This is a genomic window from Streptomyces sp. NPDC051664 (assembly GCF_044453545.1).
Classification (GTDB): domain Bacteria; phylum Actinomycetota; class Actinomycetes; order Streptomycetales; family Streptomycetaceae; genus Streptomyces.
The window spans coordinates 579344-594961 of the sequence record NZ_JBITCU010000001.1; the positions used below are offsets into that span (position 1 = coordinate 579344).

General features: G+C 69.7%; 17 protein-coding genes. 10 read left to right on the forward strand and 7 right to left on the reverse strand.

Annotated elements, in window-relative coordinates:
• Window positions 1-74 precede the first annotated feature (74 nt).
• Together ACIA8E_RS02585 and ACIA8E_RS02590 are read left to right on the forward strand one after the other, a co-directional pair.
• Window positions 75-302 (forward strand): DUF3107 domain-containing protein, encoded by a 228-nt coding sequence (locus tag ACIA8E_RS02585; RefSeq protein ID WP_030915442.1) that lies wholly within the window; start codon window positions 75-77, stop codon window positions 300-302.
• A 231-nt stretch (window positions 303-533) separates the two neighbouring features.
• Window positions 534-803 carry a hypothetical protein gene (locus ACIA8E_RS02590; protein ID WP_399293420.1) on the forward strand — a complete coding sequence of 90 codons (270 nt, stop codon included), beginning with the start codon at window positions 534-536 and terminating at the stop codon, window positions 801-803.
• A gap of 60 nt (window positions 804-863) precedes the next feature.
• Here ACIA8E_RS02590 and ACIA8E_RS02595 read toward each other — a convergent pair whose 3' ends face one another.
• A complete protein-coding gene (locus ACIA8E_RS02595) occupies window positions 864-1598 on the reverse strand; it encodes a ferritin-like fold-containing protein (RefSeq protein WP_030915437.1) in 735 nt (244 codons plus the stop codon).
• Between the two features lie 474 nt (window positions 1599-2072).
• Between ACIA8E_RS02595 and ACIA8E_RS02600 the strand changes: the two genes are divergently transcribed.
• Window positions 2073-3917: a DEAD/DEAH box helicase gene (locus ACIA8E_RS02600; protein WP_399293820.1), complete on the forward strand. Its 1845-nt coding sequence runs from the start codon at window positions 2073-2075 to the stop codon at window positions 3915-3917.
• Between the two features lie 138 nt (window positions 3918-4055).
• Window positions 4056-4904, forward strand: coding sequence for an alpha/beta fold hydrolase (locus tag ACIA8E_RS02605; protein WP_399293423.1), 849 nt, complete (start codon window positions 4056-4058; stop codon window positions 4902-4904).
• Window position 4905: 1 nt separating this feature from the next.
• Here ACIA8E_RS02605 and ACIA8E_RS02610 read toward each other — a convergent pair whose 3' ends face one another.
• Window positions 4906-5802, reverse strand: a complete 897-nt coding sequence (locus tag ACIA8E_RS02610) for an NYN domain-containing protein (protein WP_388734556.1) — start codon at window positions 5800-5802, stop codon at window positions 4906-4908.
• A gap of 210 nt (window positions 5803-6012) precedes the next feature.
• Here ACIA8E_RS02610 and ACIA8E_RS02615 point away from each other — a divergent pair, with 210 nt between their 5' ends.
• On the forward strand, window positions 6013-6165 hold the full coding sequence (locus ACIA8E_RS02615) for a hypothetical protein (RefSeq protein WP_093772755.1): 153 nt from the start codon (window positions 6013-6015) through the stop codon (window positions 6163-6165).
• A gap of 82 nt (window positions 6166-6247) precedes the next feature.
• On the opposite strand, the gene ACIA8E_RS02620 is transcribed toward ACIA8E_RS02615, so the two are convergent.
• The 3 genes from ACIA8E_RS02620 to ACIA8E_RS02630 all read right to left on the reverse strand — a co-directional run bounded on the left by ACIA8E_RS02620 (window position 6248) and on the right by ACIA8E_RS02630 (window position 8640).
• On the reverse strand, window positions 6248-6853 hold the full coding sequence (locus ACIA8E_RS02620) for a MarC family protein (RefSeq protein ID WP_392751662.1): 606 nt from the start codon (window positions 6851-6853) through the stop codon (window positions 6248-6250).
• 145 nt (window positions 6854-6998) lie between these two features.
• On the reverse strand, window positions 6999-7865 hold the full coding sequence (locus ACIA8E_RS02625) for a PHP domain-containing protein (RefSeq protein ID WP_399293427.1): 867 nt from the start codon (window positions 7863-7865) through the stop codon (window positions 6999-7001).
• Between the two features lie 130 nt (window positions 7866-7995).
• The gene (locus ACIA8E_RS02630; RefSeq protein WP_093772757.1) at window positions 7996-8640 is read right to left on the reverse strand and encodes a DUF6758 family protein; all 645 of its coding nucleotides are present in this window, start codon (window positions 8638-8640) and stop codon (window positions 7996-7998) included.
• A gap of 157 nt (window positions 8641-8797) precedes the next feature.
• On the opposite strand from ACIA8E_RS02630, the gene ACIA8E_RS02635 reads away from it, so the two are divergent.
• Complete coding sequence (locus ACIA8E_RS02635; protein WP_399293430.1) at window positions 8798-10030, forward strand: MFS transporter; 1233 nt, start codon at window positions 8798-8800, stop codon at window positions 10028-10030.
• A gap of 87 nt (window positions 10031-10117) precedes the next feature.
• Here ACIA8E_RS02635 and ACIA8E_RS02640 read toward each other — a convergent pair whose 3' ends face one another.
• Complete coding sequence (locus tag ACIA8E_RS02640) at window positions 10118-10702, reverse strand: suppressor of fused domain protein (protein ID WP_354389728.1); 585 nt, start codon at window positions 10700-10702, stop codon at window positions 10118-10120.
• Window positions 10703-11109: 407 nt separating this feature from the next.
• Here ACIA8E_RS02640 and ACIA8E_RS02645 point away from each other — a divergent pair, with 407 nt between their 5' ends.
• Complete coding sequence (locus tag ACIA8E_RS02645; RefSeq protein ID WP_399293433.1) at window positions 11110-12225, forward strand: magnesium and cobalt transport protein CorA; 1116 nt, start codon at window positions 11110-11112, stop codon at window positions 12223-12225.
• Between the two features lie 13 nt (window positions 12226-12238).
• Window positions 12239-12763 carry a hypothetical protein gene (locus ACIA8E_RS02650; protein WP_399293436.1) on the forward strand — a complete coding sequence of 175 codons (525 nt, stop codon included), beginning with the start codon at window positions 12239-12241 and terminating at the stop codon, window positions 12761-12763.
• A 16-nt stretch (window positions 12764-12779) separates the two neighbouring features.
• Here ACIA8E_RS02650 and ACIA8E_RS02655 read toward each other — a convergent pair whose 3' ends face one another.
• Window positions 12780-13550 carry a hypothetical protein gene (locus ACIA8E_RS02655; RefSeq protein WP_399293438.1) on the reverse strand — a complete coding sequence of 257 codons (771 nt, stop codon included), beginning with the start codon at window positions 13548-13550 and terminating at the stop codon, window positions 12780-12782.
• Window positions 13551-13750: 200 nt separating this feature from the next.
• Here ACIA8E_RS02655 and ACIA8E_RS02660 point away from each other — a divergent pair, with 200 nt between their 5' ends.
• On the forward strand, window positions 13751-15025 hold the full coding sequence (locus tag ACIA8E_RS02660; RefSeq protein WP_399293441.1) for a magnesium transporter MgtE N-terminal domain-containing protein: 1275 nt from the start codon (window positions 13751-13753) through the stop codon (window positions 15023-15025).
• Window positions 15015-15587: a DUF1003 domain-containing protein gene (locus ACIA8E_RS02665; RefSeq protein ID WP_399293443.1), complete on the forward strand. Its 573-nt coding sequence runs from the start codon at window positions 15015-15017 to the stop codon at window positions 15585-15587. The genes ACIA8E_RS02660 and ACIA8E_RS02665 overlap by 11 nt, the downstream gene beginning before the upstream one ends.
• Window positions 15588-15618: the final 31 nt, after the last annotated feature.

Below are 15618 nucleotides of genomic sequence, written 5' to 3' on the forward strand. Positions count from 1 at the left end.
CCCTCACCGGGCTAATGTGTGGTTCGTACGGCGCGGCTCACGCGCAGAGGACTGACCGTCGGAGGGACATAGCCGTGGAGGTCAAGATCGGCGTGCAGCACGCACCCCGGGAGATCGTTCTGGAGAGCGGGCTTTCCGCCGAGGAGGTCGAGAGCGCGGTCGCCGAGGCTCTCACCGGCAAGGCGCAGCTGCTCAGCCTCACGGACGACAAGGGCCGCAAGGTCCTGGTGCCGGCCGACCGGGTCGCCTACGTGGAGATCGGCGAGCCGAGCACGCGGCGGGTCGGGTTCGGCGCCCTGTAGGAGCGCGCTCGACGCAAGGCAGCGAGAAGCGGCCCGGCGGGGATCCCCGCCGGGCCGCTTCGTCGTTTCCCGCCTGCTCACAGCCACTGGCACCTGTGCGACACCTGTGCGAAAAATGTCGCAGGAGGGTTGCATTCCACGGCCCACGGGTAGGACCGCCTACGACCGATTTGCCCCCACAGCTCCACGAGCAGGGGATATCCCCCTCCGCAACCCGCGAGGTGAACGTCTGTGATCTGGGAATCCCTCGGTTCCGCCGTGCTCGGACTCGCCCTCTCCTGGGCGGCGCTCCGTTCGCTGTCGGGTCGCCTCCCGTCCCGCCGTACCGTCTTTGCCACCGGCGCTCTGGGTGCCCTGTTCGGCGCGTATCTGACGCACTCGGTGCTGGGGCCGGGCCATGTCCTGGCCACCCTGATCGGCGCGGTGCTGATCGGAGCGGTGACGCTCTCCCTGCTGCTCCGTCCGGGCAGCCGCCGCCTGAGCCGATCAGCGGCGGCCTGACCTCGTACGAGACCGGCCGACCGGATCGGCCGGCCGGTCCGGGTAAGGCAGCGGCCGGGGTCAGGCAGCCAGTCCGAGCGCGGCCATCCGCTTGGTGTGCGCCTCGGTGATCCGCGAGAACATCCGGCCGACCTCCGCCAGGTCGAATCCGTCGGCCACCCCACCGACCAGCATCGTCGACAGCGCGTCACGGTCGGCTACCACCCGCTGGGCCTGCGAGAGCGCCTCGCCCATCAGCCGGCGGGCCCACAGGGCGAGCCGGCCGCCGACGCGGGGGTCGGCCTCGATCGCGGCGCGCACCTTCTCGACGGCGAAGTTGCCGTGGCCTGTGTCGTCGAGCACAGCGAGGACGAGCGAGCGGGTGTCCGAGTCGAGGCGGGCGGCCACCTCGCGGTAGAAGTCACTGGCGATCGAGTCGCCGACGTATGCCTTGACCAGGCCCTCGAGCCAGTCCGACGGGGCGGTCTGACGGTGGAAGTCGTCGAGCGCCTTCGCGAAAGGCTCCATCGCGGCGGTCGGCTCCGTGTCGATCGCCGTCAGCCGGTCCGTCAACCGCTCGAAGTGATGGAATTCGGCGGACGCCATCTTTGCCAGTTCCGCCTTGTCGGCCAGCGTCGGCGCGAGTTTGGCGTCCTCGGCGAGCCGCTCGAAGGCCGCCAGCTCTCCGTATGCGAGCGCCCCCAGCAGATCCACGACCGCGGCGCGGTACTGCGGTTCCGCCGATGCGGTGGCCCAGTCCTGGGCGGCGATTCCGGTGGGTGCGGGGGCTTCAGTGGCGTTGTCAGGCGTCTCCATGAACCGCAGAATAGCCCGCCCGACAGGGGGTGGAAGGGCCTGGTCAGCCACCGACATCACACCGTTCCGATGAATTCGCCCAACACACATGCGCGAATCCGGGGTACAGTGATATTGCGCCGACAGAGCATTTTGTATGTGCCGGTGGCGCGAAATGAATGAGGATGCCCGGTCGGTGGCCCGATCGGCTCCGACCCGACAGCCCTCCACGCGGGGCGTACGACACGTACGACCGCAGATGAGGGGCCCCCTCAGCGGCACGAGCGCTCGAGCGACGGCAGTGGTCCCGCGCCACCCGGCCCATCCACGGCCGGATGACCAACCCCGGCACGGTACGACCCCCAGCGTTCGCCTCGGACCGCGTCTCACAGAAGAGGCAGCACCCTGACTACGTTCCGAGACCTCGGGATTCTTCCCGAGACGGCCGAGGCCCTCGAGGCCGTCGGCATCGTGTCCCCGTTCCCCATCCAGGAGATGACGCTCCCCGTCGCACTCTCCGGCTCCGACGTGATCGGACAGGCCAAGACCGGTACCGGCAAGACGCTCGGTTTCGGTCTTCCGCTGCTGGAGCGCGTCACCGTCCCCGCGGACGTCGAGGCAGGCCGGGCCCAGCCCGAGCAGCTGACCGAGGCCCCGCAGGCACTGGTCGTCGTCCCCACCCGTGAGCTCTGCCAGCAGGTCACCAACGACCTGCTGACGGCCGGCAAGGTGCGTAACGTCCGCGTTCTCGCCATCTACGGCGGCCGTGCGTACGAACCCCAGGTCGAAGCCCTCAAGAAGGGCGTCGATGTGATTGTCGGCACCCCGGGGCGACTGCTCGACCTGGCAGGACAGCGCAAGCTCGACCTGTCGCACGTGCGCTCGCTCGTTCTCGACGAGGCCGACGAGATGCTCGACCTGGGCTTCCTGCCCGACGTCGAGAAGATCATGACGATGCTTCCGCCCAAGCGCCAGACCATGCTGTTCTCGGCGACCATGCCGGGTGCGGTCATCGGCCTCGCGCGGCGTTACATGACGCAGCCGACGCACATCCGTGCCACCTCGCCCGACGGTGAGGGCGCGACCGTCGCGAACACCTCGCAGCACGTCTTCCGGGCCCACTCGATGGACAAGCCCGAGATGGTCTCGCGCATCCTGCAGGCCAACGGCCGCGGACTCGCGATGATCTTCTGCCGTACGAAGCGGACGGCCGCCGACATCGCCGATCAGCTGGAGAAGCGCGGTTTCGCGTCCGGCGCGGTCCATGGCGACCTCGGCCAGGGCGCCCGTGAGCAGGCGCTGCGCGCGTTCCGCAACGGCAAGGTGGACGTGCTCGTCTGCACCGATGTCGCAGCCCGCGGTATCGACGTCGAAGGCGTCACGCACGTCATCAACTACCAGTCGCCGGAGGACGAGAAGACGTACCTCCACCGCATCGGCCGGACCGGCCGTGCCGGTGCCAAGGGCATCGCGGTCACGCTGGTCGACTGGGACGACATCCCGCGCTGGCAGCTGATCAACAAGGCGCTGGACCTGAAGTTCCCCGACCCGGTCGAGACGTACTCCACGTCGCCGCACCTCTTCGAGGAGCTCGACATCCCGGCCGGCACCAAGGGTGTGCTGCCGCGCACCGAGCGGACCCGTGCGGGTCTTCGGGCCGAGGAGATCGAGGACCTGGGCGAGACGGGCGGCCGTGGCCGCAAGTCGTCCGCCGCGTCCTCGGCGCCTGCGGCGGCTGAGGAGCGGGCGCCGCGTACGCCGCGTCAGCGTCGTCGTACCCGGGGCGGGTCCTCGGCCGCGGACGGCGCCGCCGCTGTGGTGCCGGCGCCGGCCTCGGAGACCTCGGAGGCCGTGTCGGTCGCTGACGCGCCGGCCGAGCCGCGTACGCCGCGTCGCCGCCGTCGTACCCGTGTCGGGGCCCCGGATGTCGCGGCCGAGGCCGCGGTGGCCGTGGCGGAGGCTCCGGCCGCCGTCGTCGAGGCACCCGTGACGGTCGAGGCGGAGCCGGTGGCCGAGGCCAAGCCGCGGCGTCGCCGGGCTCGCGTCGTCGCCAAGCCGGCGGACGAGGTCGACTTCCAGACCGCGCCGATCGCCGAACCGATGCCGGAGGTCAAGGCGGTGACCAAGCCGCGTCGTCGCGCCCGGGTCGTCGCCAAGCCGGCGGACGAGGTCGACTTCCAGATCGCGCCGATCGCCGAACCGGTGCCGGAGAGCAAGCCGCGCCGACGGACGCGGGCTGCGGCGAAGCCGAAGGCGGAGACCGTGGTGGAGGCTCCGGTCGCCGAGGGCGAGGCGAAGCCGCGGCGTCGCCGGGCGCGGACGGCTACCACCGAGAGCTGATCGCACCAGGTCGGTTGATCAGGGGCTGTGCCCCGGACGTTGAACTGCCGGACGGGCTTGAGGGCAACCTCAAGCCCGTCCGGCGTTTGAGGACACCCGATTCAGCCCGTGCGGCGTTCGAGGACATAGCCTCTTTCCATGAGTCGGCCGCACACCTTCACTCCCCCTCCCTGCGCCCGCGTCCACCCGCTGCGTACCGCGCGCGGGGACTTTGCCGTGCTGGAAGCCCTGCCACCCGCCGAACCGCGCGGCACCGCCCTCCTGTTGCCCGGTTACATGGGCAGCAAGGAGGACTTCATCGCGCTCCTCGAACCGCTGTCCACCGCCGGCTACCGCATCGTCGCCGCCGATGGGCGCGGACAGTACGAGACCGAGGGCACTGACCGTCAGGAGGCGTACGCCCAGGGCGAGTTGGCTCGTGACGTACTCGCTCAGGTCGCCGAGCTCGACGCCGGCGGTGACGGCACCGTTCATCTGCTCGGGCATTCGCTCGGCGGCCAGATCGCCCGCGCGGCCGTACTGCTCGACGCCTCGCCGTTCCGTTCACTGACGCTGATGTCCTCCGGCCCCGCCCAGGTCACCGAGGCACAGCAGCTCAAGGTGAAGATGCTCGGCGACGCGCTCGCGACGCTGAGCATGGCCGAGGTCTGGGAGGCGATGCGCGCCCTCGACCCGCCGGAGGACGCGGCCACGGACGGCGAGGGCCTGCGTCGGCGCTGGCTGCGGCACCGGGCCGCCCAGCTGATCGCCACCGGCCGGCAGCTGGTGACCGAGCCGGACCGGGTGGCCGAGCTCGCCGCCGTACAGCTGCCCGTCCATGTGCTCTCGGGCGAGCGCGACGACACCTGGCCGGTACCCCTGCTCGACACGATGGCGCAGCGCCTCGGCGCGCACCGCACCCGGATCGCGGGCGCCGAGCACTCCCCCAACACGGACCGCCCGGAGCAGACCGCTGCCGCGCTCGTCTCCTTCTGGGACGGCGTGTAGCTCAGTACTGCGCCTGCAGGTGCTGCCAGAAGCCGTCGCGCAGCGCCCGCCGCAGGTGGGCGTGGCCGCGCAGCGAGTGCTGGAGGAGTCGTTCGGCCTCGACAAGCAGATCCTGGTCGACGGAGCCCGGCAGGTAGGGATGTCCGGGCAGCAGATCGGCGAGGGACTCGCGACCGCGGGCGGCGAGCCAGGCCGCAGCGATCTGCGCACCGACGAAGCGGACGTCGTCGCGCGAGGGGGCCGGAGTGTCGTCCTCGTATGTGGTGACGGGGCGTCTGGTGACGTACGGGCGACAGAAGTCGAGGTCGAAGGTGCGCTGACTGTCCACTTCCCAGAGCAGCGGTTCGGCCTGGTTGCGGCCTTCTCCGGCCTCGATGCCCCACAGGTGGACCCGGGCCCCGTACCCCTGCGCCGCCTCGACCGCCGACACCAGGTCCTCGTCGCCGCCGACGAGCGCCGCGTCACTGATGGCGCGGTGCCGGGCGAGCGATTCGAGGTCGGTGCGGATGAGTGAGTCGACCCCCTTCTGCTGGTTGTTGGCGTTGAGGTTGCCGAGTCTGACCTTGACGTCGGGGAGTTCGGCGATGGACTGCTGCTCGACGGTGTGGATCCGGCGCCTGGCGCCGTCGTACCAGTACACGCGCAGGAGTCTGCTGTCCGCGAAGATCGTGCGGGCCTTGTCGATGAACGCCTCGATCAGCCCCTCCGCGTCGAGGTCGAAGGAGCGCCGGTCCTCGGTGCCGGTGACGAGCAGCCCGGCCGCCGCGTACACATAGCCCGCGTCCACGAAGATCGCGTGGGTCGAAGGGGTCTTCGACACCTCGGCGAGCACGCGTTTGAGCAGCTCGTTGGTGCGGTCCAGGCGCTCGCCGATCTCAGCGATCTCTGCCTCGCTCATGCGAACCTCATCGTCCGCGCACGACCCGTTACCCACTGATACTTAGACATCCAAAAAATTTCCTTAGCGTAGGGAATGTTTGCAGAGAGCATGCCGTTGTACACCATGTGGAGCGCGAGACACCGATGTCTGGTGCTCCACATCCTTGCGGACGGACCATCCGTCCTCCCAGTAGTTCTCCAGCAGGAGGATCAGACGAAGGGAAGCCATATGCGCTTCGAGATCATGCGACTCGACGATGTCGACGGTACCGCCGTGGACAGCACCGTCGTGGACGCCGCCTCCGTCAACCGGATCGTGCAGCAGGCCGCCGCGACAGGCCAGCGCATCTATATCCGCCCGGCCGAGACCTCGGCTTCGTAACACCTGACGACGCACAAAGACGAAGCGCCCCCGTACGGATTGGATTGTCCGTACGGGGGCGCTGTGGCATCTGCGGACGCCGTCAGGAGCCTTGGATGACCTGGGTGATCCCGTTGATGATCTGCTGCACGGCGATGGCGGAGAGCATCATGCCGGCAAGCCGCGTCACCAGCACGACACCGCCGTCCTTGATCACACGGATGATCAGCAGCGAATAGCGCATGGCCAGCCAGAGCACGACATGCATGGCGATGATCGCCGTCCAGACGGAGATCTGCATGGCGAAGCTGTCGGCGTGCTGCACCGCCAGGATCACCGACACGATCGCCCCGGGTCCGGCGAGCAGCGGCATGCCCAGCGGTACGAGCGCCACGTTGACGTCCTTCGTCTGCGTCGGCTCGTCGGTCTTGCCGGTCAGCAGATCGAGCGCGATCAGCAGCAGGAGAAGTCCGCCCGCGATCATCAGGGCGGGGACGGAGACATGCAGATAGTCGAGGATCTGCTGGCCGAGCACGCCGAAGACGGCGATCACACCGAAGGCGACCGCAACCGCCTGGAACGCCATCCGGCGCTGGATCTTGGCGGGCCGTCCGGCGGTCAGGGCGAGAAAGATCGGGGTGATCCCGGGCGGATCCATAATCACAAAAAGCGTGAGAAAAAGGGATCCGAAGACAGCAACGTCGAACACAGTGAGGCCTTGCGAGAGGAGAGCGGGTCGGAACAGGACACACGCAGCCCACGGCCAGGTCCGGCCGGGCACGCGAAGAGTGAGGGGGTGACGTACGCGACGTACGCGGGAAGCGATGAAGTGCGCGAGGCGCGCGGGCGGGGAGCTACGCGGGGCGGGGTCCGCCGGCACCCGGCACCGGGAAGGCCCCCGTGGCGCGCCGGGTGATCTCGCCGTAGATCTCCGGATCGGTGGTGTATTCGCCGAGCCGTACGGTCTTCCGGCTGCCGTGGTAGTCGCTGGAACCGGTGGCCAGCAGTCCCAGTTCCTTGGCGAGCCCACGCAGCCGGGCCGTGGTCGGCTCGTCATGGTCCATGTGGTCGACCTCGATGCCGTCGAGGCCTGCCGCGGCGAACCGGGCTATCGACGCCTCGGGCACCACCTCACCGCGCTTGACGGCGAGCGGGTGGGCGAAGACGGTGACGCCACCGGCGGCCTTGACCAGCCGGATCGCGTCGAAGGGGTCGAGTTCGTGCTTCTCGGCGTACGCGCGTCCACCGTTGGCGAGCCACTCGGGGGTGAAGGCGTCGGAGACGGTCTCGACGACACCGAGCTCGACGAGCGCGGTGGCGATGTGCGGCCTGCCGACCGATCCGTCGCCGGCGATCCGGGCGACCTGCTCCCACTCGACGGGAACGCCGAGCGCCTGGAGCTTGCGCACCATCGTCTGCGCGCGCGGCACCCTGTCGTCGCGGACCAGCTCGCGTTCGCGCGCCAGCTCGGGCTCGTCGGGGTCGAAGAGGTACGCGAGCATGTGCAGGCCCACGCCGTCGATCCGGCAGGAGAGCTCGGCACCGGCGACGAGAGTGAGGCCCTCGGGGAGCGCGGCGATCGCCTCGGCGTGGCCGCGGACGGTGTCGTGGTCGGTGAGAGCGACGACGTCGAGCCCTGCCGCGGCGGCGTTCCGCACCAGCTCGGCGGGGGTGTCCGTGCCGTCCGACGCGGTGGAGTGGGTGTGCAGGTCGATGTGCACGACGCGTACTCCAGTGCTCTCAGCCGGACAGGGGGGATGCCCAAGGATAACCGGCATTCGAACACCGCCCGGTCAGGACGGCAGGACAGTGGGCCGCGCAGCAGTGCGGACGGGACCGTGTGCCGCGGCCTCAGGGCTGACTGAGCAGTCGTGGGCTGAGCGCCCCGCAGGGCACGAGGTCGACCTCTCCGCCGGCGTCGCGCAGATCGGTCAGTATCAGCTCGTCGTACATGAGCAGCGCGGACTGCTCGGGCCAGACGACCGCCCACAGCCAGAGCCCGCGCGCCTCGCCCGCGAAGACCGCCCGGTCCTCGGGGGCGCTCTTGACCTGCCAGAGCGGAGTGGGCCGTCCGGCGGCCAGCACCTTGGCATTGGGCGGGCCGTCGACGTGGAGGTACGGGCCCGGGTCGGGGCCGTCGATCCCGGCGTAACGCGCGCCGAGGCCGACCCCGAGCTCCTCGGCGACGAGCAGCATCTCGCCCACCCCGCCGAGCGGACCGGGTCCCGAGCAGGCGACGACGGTGGCGCGGCCGCCGCTGCGGTCGTCCCCCGCGTACGCCACACCGGTGAACAGCCAGCCGACCGGCAGCGGCCAGGGCATCCACACCGGCACCCGGGCACGGTGCACCACCACGCCGAGCGCCTCGACGCTGGGTGGGATCACCGGCTGCAACGGATACACGGCGCCGTGCACGGCGCACTGCCAGGTGTCGGCGAAAAGACCGGGCGCCCTGACCCGGCCACCGCACTTCGGGCAACTGGGTTCGCCCCTCATAGCGCCCAACGGTCCTCCCCGGCTGTCGCCGCGTCAAGGACGATCACCCGTCCGCAGCGTGGCTCCAACCAGGATAAATAGATGTAGCTTGCATTCATTAGATTACCTAACTTATTCTCTGCACAACGCATCGATCTACTGGAGAGCGAGAACCCCCATGCCGGCAGAGGATCCTTTCGATCAGGGAACGGGCAGCATCCTGCGCCAGCCCAAGGCCGTCTGGGCCACCGCGGGCGCCTCGGTCGTCGCGTTCATGGGGATCGGGCTGGTCGACCCGATCCTGCCGTCCATCGCCAAGGGACTCGAGGCCACGCCCAGCCAGGTGTCCCTGCTCTTCACCTCGTACTTCCTGATCACCGCGGTCGCGATGCTGGTCACCGGTTTCGTCTCCAGCCGGATCGGCGGCCGTAAGACACTCCTGACCGGCCTCGCGCTCGTCGTCGTCTTCGCCGGGCTCTCCGGCACTTCGTCGTCCGTCGCGGAACTCGTCGGCTTCCGGGCCGGCTGGGGGCTCGGCAACGCGCTCTTCGTCTCGACGGCGCTCGCCGTGATCGTCGGCGCGGCGGCCGGCGGCAGCTCCGCGGCGATCCTGCTGTACGAGTCGGCGCTCGGCCTCGGCATGGCCTGCGGGCCTCTGCTCGGCGCGCTGCTCGGTGACGCCAGTTGGCGCTACCCGTTCTTCGGCACCGCGGCGCTGATGGCGATCGGCTTCATCTGCATCACGGCGTTCCTCAAGGAACAGCCGAAGCCGGCCCGCAGGACCTCACTGCTCGATCCGGTCAGGGCGCTGGGCCACGGCGGCCTCGCCTCGGTCGCGGCCTCGGCGTTCTTCTACAACTACGCGTTCTTCACGATCCTGGCGTTCACCCCGTTCGTGCTGAACATGACGCCCTACAAGTCGGGCGCGGTCTTCTTCGCGTGGGGTCTGCTGCTCGCCGTCTTCTCGGTGCTCGTCGCACCCCGGCTGCAGAAGCGTTTCGGCTCGCTCAAGGTGCTCGGCGCCTCGCTGGTCCTGCTCGCCGTCGACCTGCTGATCCTCGGCTACGGCAACCACACCGCGGCGGTTGTCTGCACGATCGTCTCCGGCGCCTTCATCGGCATGAACAACACCGTCTACACGGAGCTGGCGCTCGGCGTCTCGGACGCGCCGCGCCCGGTGGCGAGCGCGGGCTACAACTTCGTCCGCTGGTTCGCCGCGGCTGCCGCCCCGTATCTCGCCCCGAAGATCGAGGAGTGGAGCAACATCCACGTCCCGTTCGTGGTCGCCGCGCTCGCGGCCGTGGCCGGCGCGCTCGTCGTCCGGATCCGGCGTACGGCATTGACCCATGAGGCGGAGGAGCTGGAGCCGAAGCACGCCACCGAGGACGGAGTCACGGTCTTCGCCAACTGACGTCCGGGTCAACCCTGTTCCGCCCCGCCCGCGGCTCTCCCTCCTGGCCGCGCGGCGGGCTTCCCCGCATCCTGTATGACGTACGTCTCAGTCCAGGGCTACGGAGGTACGCAGCGGGTCACGCAGATCCGTCCCGTGCGACAGCCACCGCTCCTGCAGCTCCTGCGCCCCGCGGACCCGCTTCCACGCCGCCTCGTTGTGCGTCATCGGCAGCAGAGGCAGGAACCGCACCGGCTCCATCGGCTCGTCCAGTTCGAGGTCCTCGACCAGACCGCCCGACTCGGCGACCAGCACGGAGCTGAACGGCGCCCCGGGCCACAGCGGTTCACCGAGGTCCAGCGAGGCGCCGGGCGCCACGATCAGCCCCTCGACCTGCGGCGAGGCCGCCAGCACCGCCAGCCCGCGGAGGACCTTGTCGGTGTCGGCGAGACCGGCCCGCACGGAGAGGACCAGCTCGGCGCGTGGCCCCTTCACCGGGTCCGCGAGGGCAGCGGTCGGGTCGGCCATCGGCTGGGCGGACATGCCGAGCGTCGCGTAGCGCACCACATCGCCGTCGACGAAACGGAGCACCTCGATCCGGTCCGTACCGAGGAACGTCACCGCGGCGCGTGCGTCCGGTTCACCGAGAGCCGTCCGGAGACGGGCCTCGACCAGAGCAAGAATTTCTCCCATGTGGCGAGCATAGAACGCGTATCGAACGGGCAAAGTAAGGGATTGGCCCTGTGTCGGCTGATAGTCTTGGCCGCTGGTCGGACAGCACGCAGAAGCGTCGCTCTCAGTTCCGACGACACGTCATCCCCCACGGGGGACCGGCTGGAGGAGGTGGGGCTGCAATGGATCGAAGTCGATCGTGCAGTACCGATCGCTCTTCCGCCCGACACCTTTCTTCGGTGATCTGAAGCCTTCTCGGTCAAGGCCCGGGGCATTGCGCACGACGGAAGAGCACTCCTTTTTTGCCTGTCTGTAGCGAACGCCGTCATCGTGCCGCCGTGGTGCCGCCCGCTTTGCGGATGTGAGCACACGTCCCCATTCCGGGCTGTTCCACGCGCCCGACGACGGCCCTCCGTGAGGAGCCAGCCATGTCGATGATCCGTGACCTGCGCGCCGCCGTGCGCCCGTCCCTGCGCAAGACCAACGTCCTGCACAGCAATTACGACACCACCCGTGACCCGTCCGCCTCCAGCGCGGTCGTCGACTGCGCGGTCTACCGCGACGGGCGGCGCCAGGAGAGCGGAAGCTGCCTGACACCGCACGAGGCGATGCTCCGGGTACGGGAGAAGGGCGGCTTCGCCTGGATCGGCCTCCACGAGCCGACCGAGGCCGAATTCGCCGGGATCGCCCGGGAGTTCGGTCTCCACCCGCTCGCCGTCGAGGACGCCGTCCACGCCCACCAGCGGCCGAAGCTGGAGCGGTACGACGACACGCTGTTCACCGTCTTCAAGACCATCCACTACGTCGAGCACGCCGAGCTCACCGCGACCAGCGAGGTCGTCGAGACCGGTGAGGTGATGTGCTTCACCGGCCGGGACTTCGTCATCACCGTCCGGCACGGCGGGCACGGCTCGCTGCGTGCGCTGCGGCACCGGCTGCAGGACGACCCCGAGCTCCTCGCCAAAGGGCCGTCGGCCGTTCTGCACTCCATCGCCGACCATGTCGTGGACGGCTACATCGCGGTGGCGGGCGCCGTCCAGGACGACATCGACGAGGTGGAGATCGAGGTCTTCTCCACCCCCGCGAAGGGCAGCCCACGCGGTTCGGACGCCGGCCGGATCTACCAGCTGAAGCGTGAGGTGCTGGAGTTCAAGCGGGCCGTCTCGCCGCTGCTGCGGCCGATGCAGCTGCTCAGCGAGCGGCCGATGCGGCTGGTCGACCCGGACATCCAGAAGTACTTCCGGGACGTCGCCGACCACCTGGCGCGGGTGCACGAAGAGGTCATCGGCTTCGACGAACTGCTGAACTCGATCCTGCAGGCCAACCTGGCGCAGGCGACCGTCGCCCAGAACGAGGACATGCGCAAGATCACGTCCTGGGCGGCCATCATCGCCGTGCCGACCATGATCTGCGGTGTCTACGGCATGAACTTCGACCACATGCCGGAACTGCGGTGGACGTACGGCTATCCGATGGTGATGGGCGTCATCGGCGTCGTCTGCTTCTCCATCCACCGCTCGCTCAAGCGCAACGGGTGGCTCTAATAGAGTTCGGCCCATGACTGCTGCTGCCGCTGACTCGCTGTTCGGACCGGCCCTCGTCGAGGAGGCCACCAAGAAGTCCGGCCTCATCTGGGTACGCGGCACCGGGCCCGCGCGGGCGCTGTGGCACGTATGGCACGAGGGGGCGGCCCATCTCGTCGGGGACGGCCCTGGCGAGCAGCCGTTGCCGGCCGGTCTCACCGACGGATCCGCCGCCGAGGTGACCGTACGCAGCAAGGACAAGGGCGGTCGGCTGGTCGCCTGGACCGCCGCCGTGACGGAGCTCGCGCCGCACTCCGAGGAGTGGGAGGCGGCGGTCGCCGAGCTCAAGGGGAAGCGGCTGAACGCGCCGGACGCCGAGCAGATGACCGAGCGGTGGGCGCGCGAGTGCCGGGTACTGCGGCTGACACCCGGCGAATCCCGTACGGACCTGCCGGACACCTCGCACGCGGCGGCGCCGCTGCCGACCCCGGCGACCACCCGCCGCCCCGCGCCCGACGCGCTCCCGCGGCTGCTGCTGAAGCGCCGCCGCAAGAGCTGACGGCGGCCGGAGGGCGCTACGAGGTGGACTTGGGGAGCTGCTGCCCGTAGTCGACGGTGTCACTCTTGGGCGGGGCCTTCAGCTCGAAGTCCAGACCCCAGTCGGCGAGCGTGAGAATGCCGCCGCCACCGCCACGGGCGAACCGCAGAGGATACGGCGTGCCCTTCAGCGAGACATCGAGCGCACCGCCCTCGCCCTTGCCGCCGAGGATCTGGACGGTACGGACGGAACCCACCTTGCCGTGGTCGCCCTTGTTGACCTTGCCGTGCAGTGTGAGCATCCCGTCGAGCAGGGTCTTCATGTCCGTGAAGCCGCGCAGCTGCTTGTACGTGGGGTCGCCCTGGGGGACCTTCACGTACTTGTTCTGGAGCTTGTCCCCGGCCGCGGCACCTGCGTCACCCTTGCTGTCCTTGCTGCCCTTCTCGTCGTGGCTCCAGAAGCCGGAGTCGGCCTTCAGGTAGACCTCGTCACCGATCCGCAGCAGCTCGAACGTGCTGTTCTTCGAGGTGAGCGAGCCCGTGCCGCCGTCCTCCTTGAGCCGCATATCGATCTTGTACGTGCCGCCCTTGCTGACCAGCGTGCCGGCCAGCCGCACCGCGTCCGCGGAGTCCGCCGCCTTCTGTGCCCGCTTCTCGATCTCCGCCGCCGAGAGTCTGCCGACGCCGTTGGTCCCCTTGTCCGGATCCTCGCTGCCGCACGCCGTCAGGGCTGCGGTCAGGCCCGCACAGAGCAGGACGGCAACAGCGGTCCGGCGGCGGGGAGCGACGGGCGGGACAAAAGAGGTCACGGGCGCACTGCCTCTCATCTGCGTGTGGGGGTGGCTGACGGCAGCGTACCGGTGCCGGGTACGCCGTCCGGCGCAGAGCCGTACGGACGGCTCCACGGGCCGACCCGGAGCGGTACGGGCTAGCCTGATCCCGTCATGACAGCACATAACCGGCTTAACGGACCGGCTCCGCGTCGACAGGACGGAAGGAGGCACACACCATGGCCGCAGGCGCCTCCCGGGTCTTCGTCTCGCACCTCTCCGGTGTGCCCGTCTTCGACCCCAACGGCGACCAGGTGGGCCGCGTCCGCGATCTCGTCGCGATGCTGCGGGTCGGCGGCCGTCCGCCACGGCTGCTCGGCTTCGTCGTCGAGGTGGTCAGCCGGCGCCGGATCTTCCTCCCGATGACCCGGGTGACGGGCATCGACTCGGGCCAGGTCATCACCACCGGCGTGGTGAACATGCGGCGCTTCGAGCAGCGCCCCACCGAGCGCCTGATCCTCGGCGAGTTCCTGGACCGCCGGGTCCGGCTGGTGGAGACCGACGAGGAGGTCACCATCCTCGACGTCGCGATCCAGCAGCTCCCGGCCCGCCGCGACTGGGAGATCGTCAAGTACTTCGTGCGCAAGGGCAAGGGCGGGGCGCTGCGCCGCAAGGGCGAGACCCTGACGGTGGACTGGTCGGCGGTGAGCGGCTTCTCGCTGGAGGAGCACGGGCAGGGCGCCGAGTCGCTCGTCGCCACGTTCGAGCGGCTGCGCCCGACCGATGTGGCCAACGCGCTGCACCATCTGTCGCCGAAGCGGCGCGCCGAGGTGGCCGCCGCGCTCGACGACGACCGGCTCGCCGACGTCCTGGAGGAGCTGCCCGAGGACGACCAGGTGGAGATCATCGGCAAGCTCAAGGAGGAGCGCGCCGCCGACGTCCTGGAGGCGATGGACCCGGACGACGCGGCCGACCTGCTCTCCGAACTGCCGGAGGAGGACAAGGAGCGGCTGCTGATGCTGATGCGGCCGGACGACGCGGCGGACGTGCGGCGGCTGATGTCGTACGAGGAGCGGACCGCGGGCGGCCTGATGACCACCGAGCCGATCGTGCTGCGGCCGGACGCCACGGTCGCCGACGCGCTCGCCCGGGTCCGCCGCTCCGACCTGTCCCCGGCGCTCGCCGCGCAGGTGTACGTGTGCCGGCCGCCGGACGAGACGCCGACCGGCAAGTACCTGGGCGCGGTGCACTTCCAGCGGTTGCTGCGCGACCCGCCGTTCACCCTGGTCAGCTCGATCGTCGACAGCGACCTCGTGCCGCTGACCCCGGACACCCCGCTGTCGGTGGTGACCAGTTACCTGGCGGCGTACAACCTGGTCTCGGTACCCGTCGTGGACGAGAGCGGGTCGCTGCTCGGTGCGGTGACCGTCGACGACGTGCTCGACCATCTGCTGCCCGACGACTGGCGGGAGACCGACTTCCACGGCGAGGAGTGGGTGGCCCATGGCGGGTGAGGACCGCTCCCGGGCGTCGGGACCCGGGTTGTCGTCGACGGGGTCGTCGGCGATGACGCGCACCGCCAGGGGCAGGCTGGATCAGCCGAAGGACCTGCGGCCGCGGCTGCTGCCGGAGTACGACCCCGAGGCGTTCGGCCGGTTCTCCGAGCGGATCGCCCGCTTCCTGGGCACCGGGCGGTTCATCGTCTGGATGACGCTGATCATCATCGTCTGGGTGCTGTGGAACATCTTCGCCCCGGTGAACCTGCGCTTCGACGAGTACCCGTTCATCTTCCTGACGCTGATGCTGTCGCTCCAGGCCTCGTACGCGGCCCCGCTGATCCTGCTCGCGCAGAACCGGCAGGACGACCGCGACCGGGTCACCCACGAGCAGGACCGCAAGCAGAACGAGCGCTCCATCGCGGACACCGAGTACCTCACCCGGGAGATCGCGTCCCTGCGGATGGGGCTCGGCGAGGTCGCCACCCGCGACTGGATCCGCTCGGAACTCCAGGACATGGTGAAGGACATGAACGACCGGCGCGCACTATTTCCTGCCGAGAGTGACGAAGACCGCTGACGGCCCATCCCGGCGGCGGGCACGGGCGCCG

Excerpts from the sequence above, each read along its gene's own strand:
- ACIA8E_RS02595 (WP_030915437.1), bottom strand. The coding sequence starts at position 1,598 with ATGGAGACGCCTGACAACGCCACTGAAGCCCCCGCACCCACCGGAATC.
- ACIA8E_RS02600 (WP_399293820.1), top strand. The coding sequence starts at position 2,073 with ATGACGCTCCCCGTCGCACTCTCCGGCTCCGACGTGATCGGACAGGCC.
- ACIA8E_RS02605 (WP_399293423.1), top strand. The coding sequence starts at position 4,056 with ATGAGTCGGCCGCACACCTTCACTCCCCCTCCCTGCGCCCGCGTCCAC.
- ACIA8E_RS02610 (WP_388734556.1), bottom strand. The coding sequence starts at position 5,802 with ATGAGCGAGGCAGAGATCGCTGAGATCGGCGAGCGCCTGGACCGCACC.
- ACIA8E_RS02615 (WP_093772755.1), top strand. The coding sequence starts at position 6,013 with ATGCGCTTCGAGATCATGCGACTCGACGATGTCGACGGTACCGCCGTG.
- ACIA8E_RS02630 (WP_093772757.1), bottom strand. The coding sequence starts at position 8,640 with ATGAGGGGCGAACCCAGTTGCCCGAAGTGCGGTGGCCGGGTCAGGGCG.
- ACIA8E_RS02635 (WP_399293430.1), top strand. The coding sequence starts at position 8,798 with ATGCCGGCAGAGGATCCTTTCGATCAGGGAACGGGCAGCATCCTGCGC.
- ACIA8E_RS02640 (WP_354389728.1), bottom strand. The coding sequence starts at position 10,702 with ATGGGAGAAATTCTTGCTCTGGTCGAGGCCCGTCTCCGGACGGCTCTC.
- ACIA8E_RS02645 (WP_399293433.1), top strand. The coding sequence starts at position 11,110 with ATGTCGATGATCCGTGACCTGCGCGCCGCCGTGCGCCCGTCCCTGCGC.
- ACIA8E_RS02650 (WP_399293436.1), top strand. The coding sequence starts at position 12,239 with ATGACTGCTGCTGCCGCTGACTCGCTGTTCGGACCGGCCCTCGTCGAG.
- ACIA8E_RS02660 (WP_399293441.1), top strand. The coding sequence starts at position 13,751 with ATGGCCGCAGGCGCCTCCCGGGTCTTCGTCTCGCACCTCTCCGGTGTG.
- ACIA8E_RS02665 (WP_399293443.1), top strand. The coding sequence starts at position 15,015 with ATGGCGGGTGAGGACCGCTCCCGGGCGTCGGGACCCGGGTTGTCGTCG.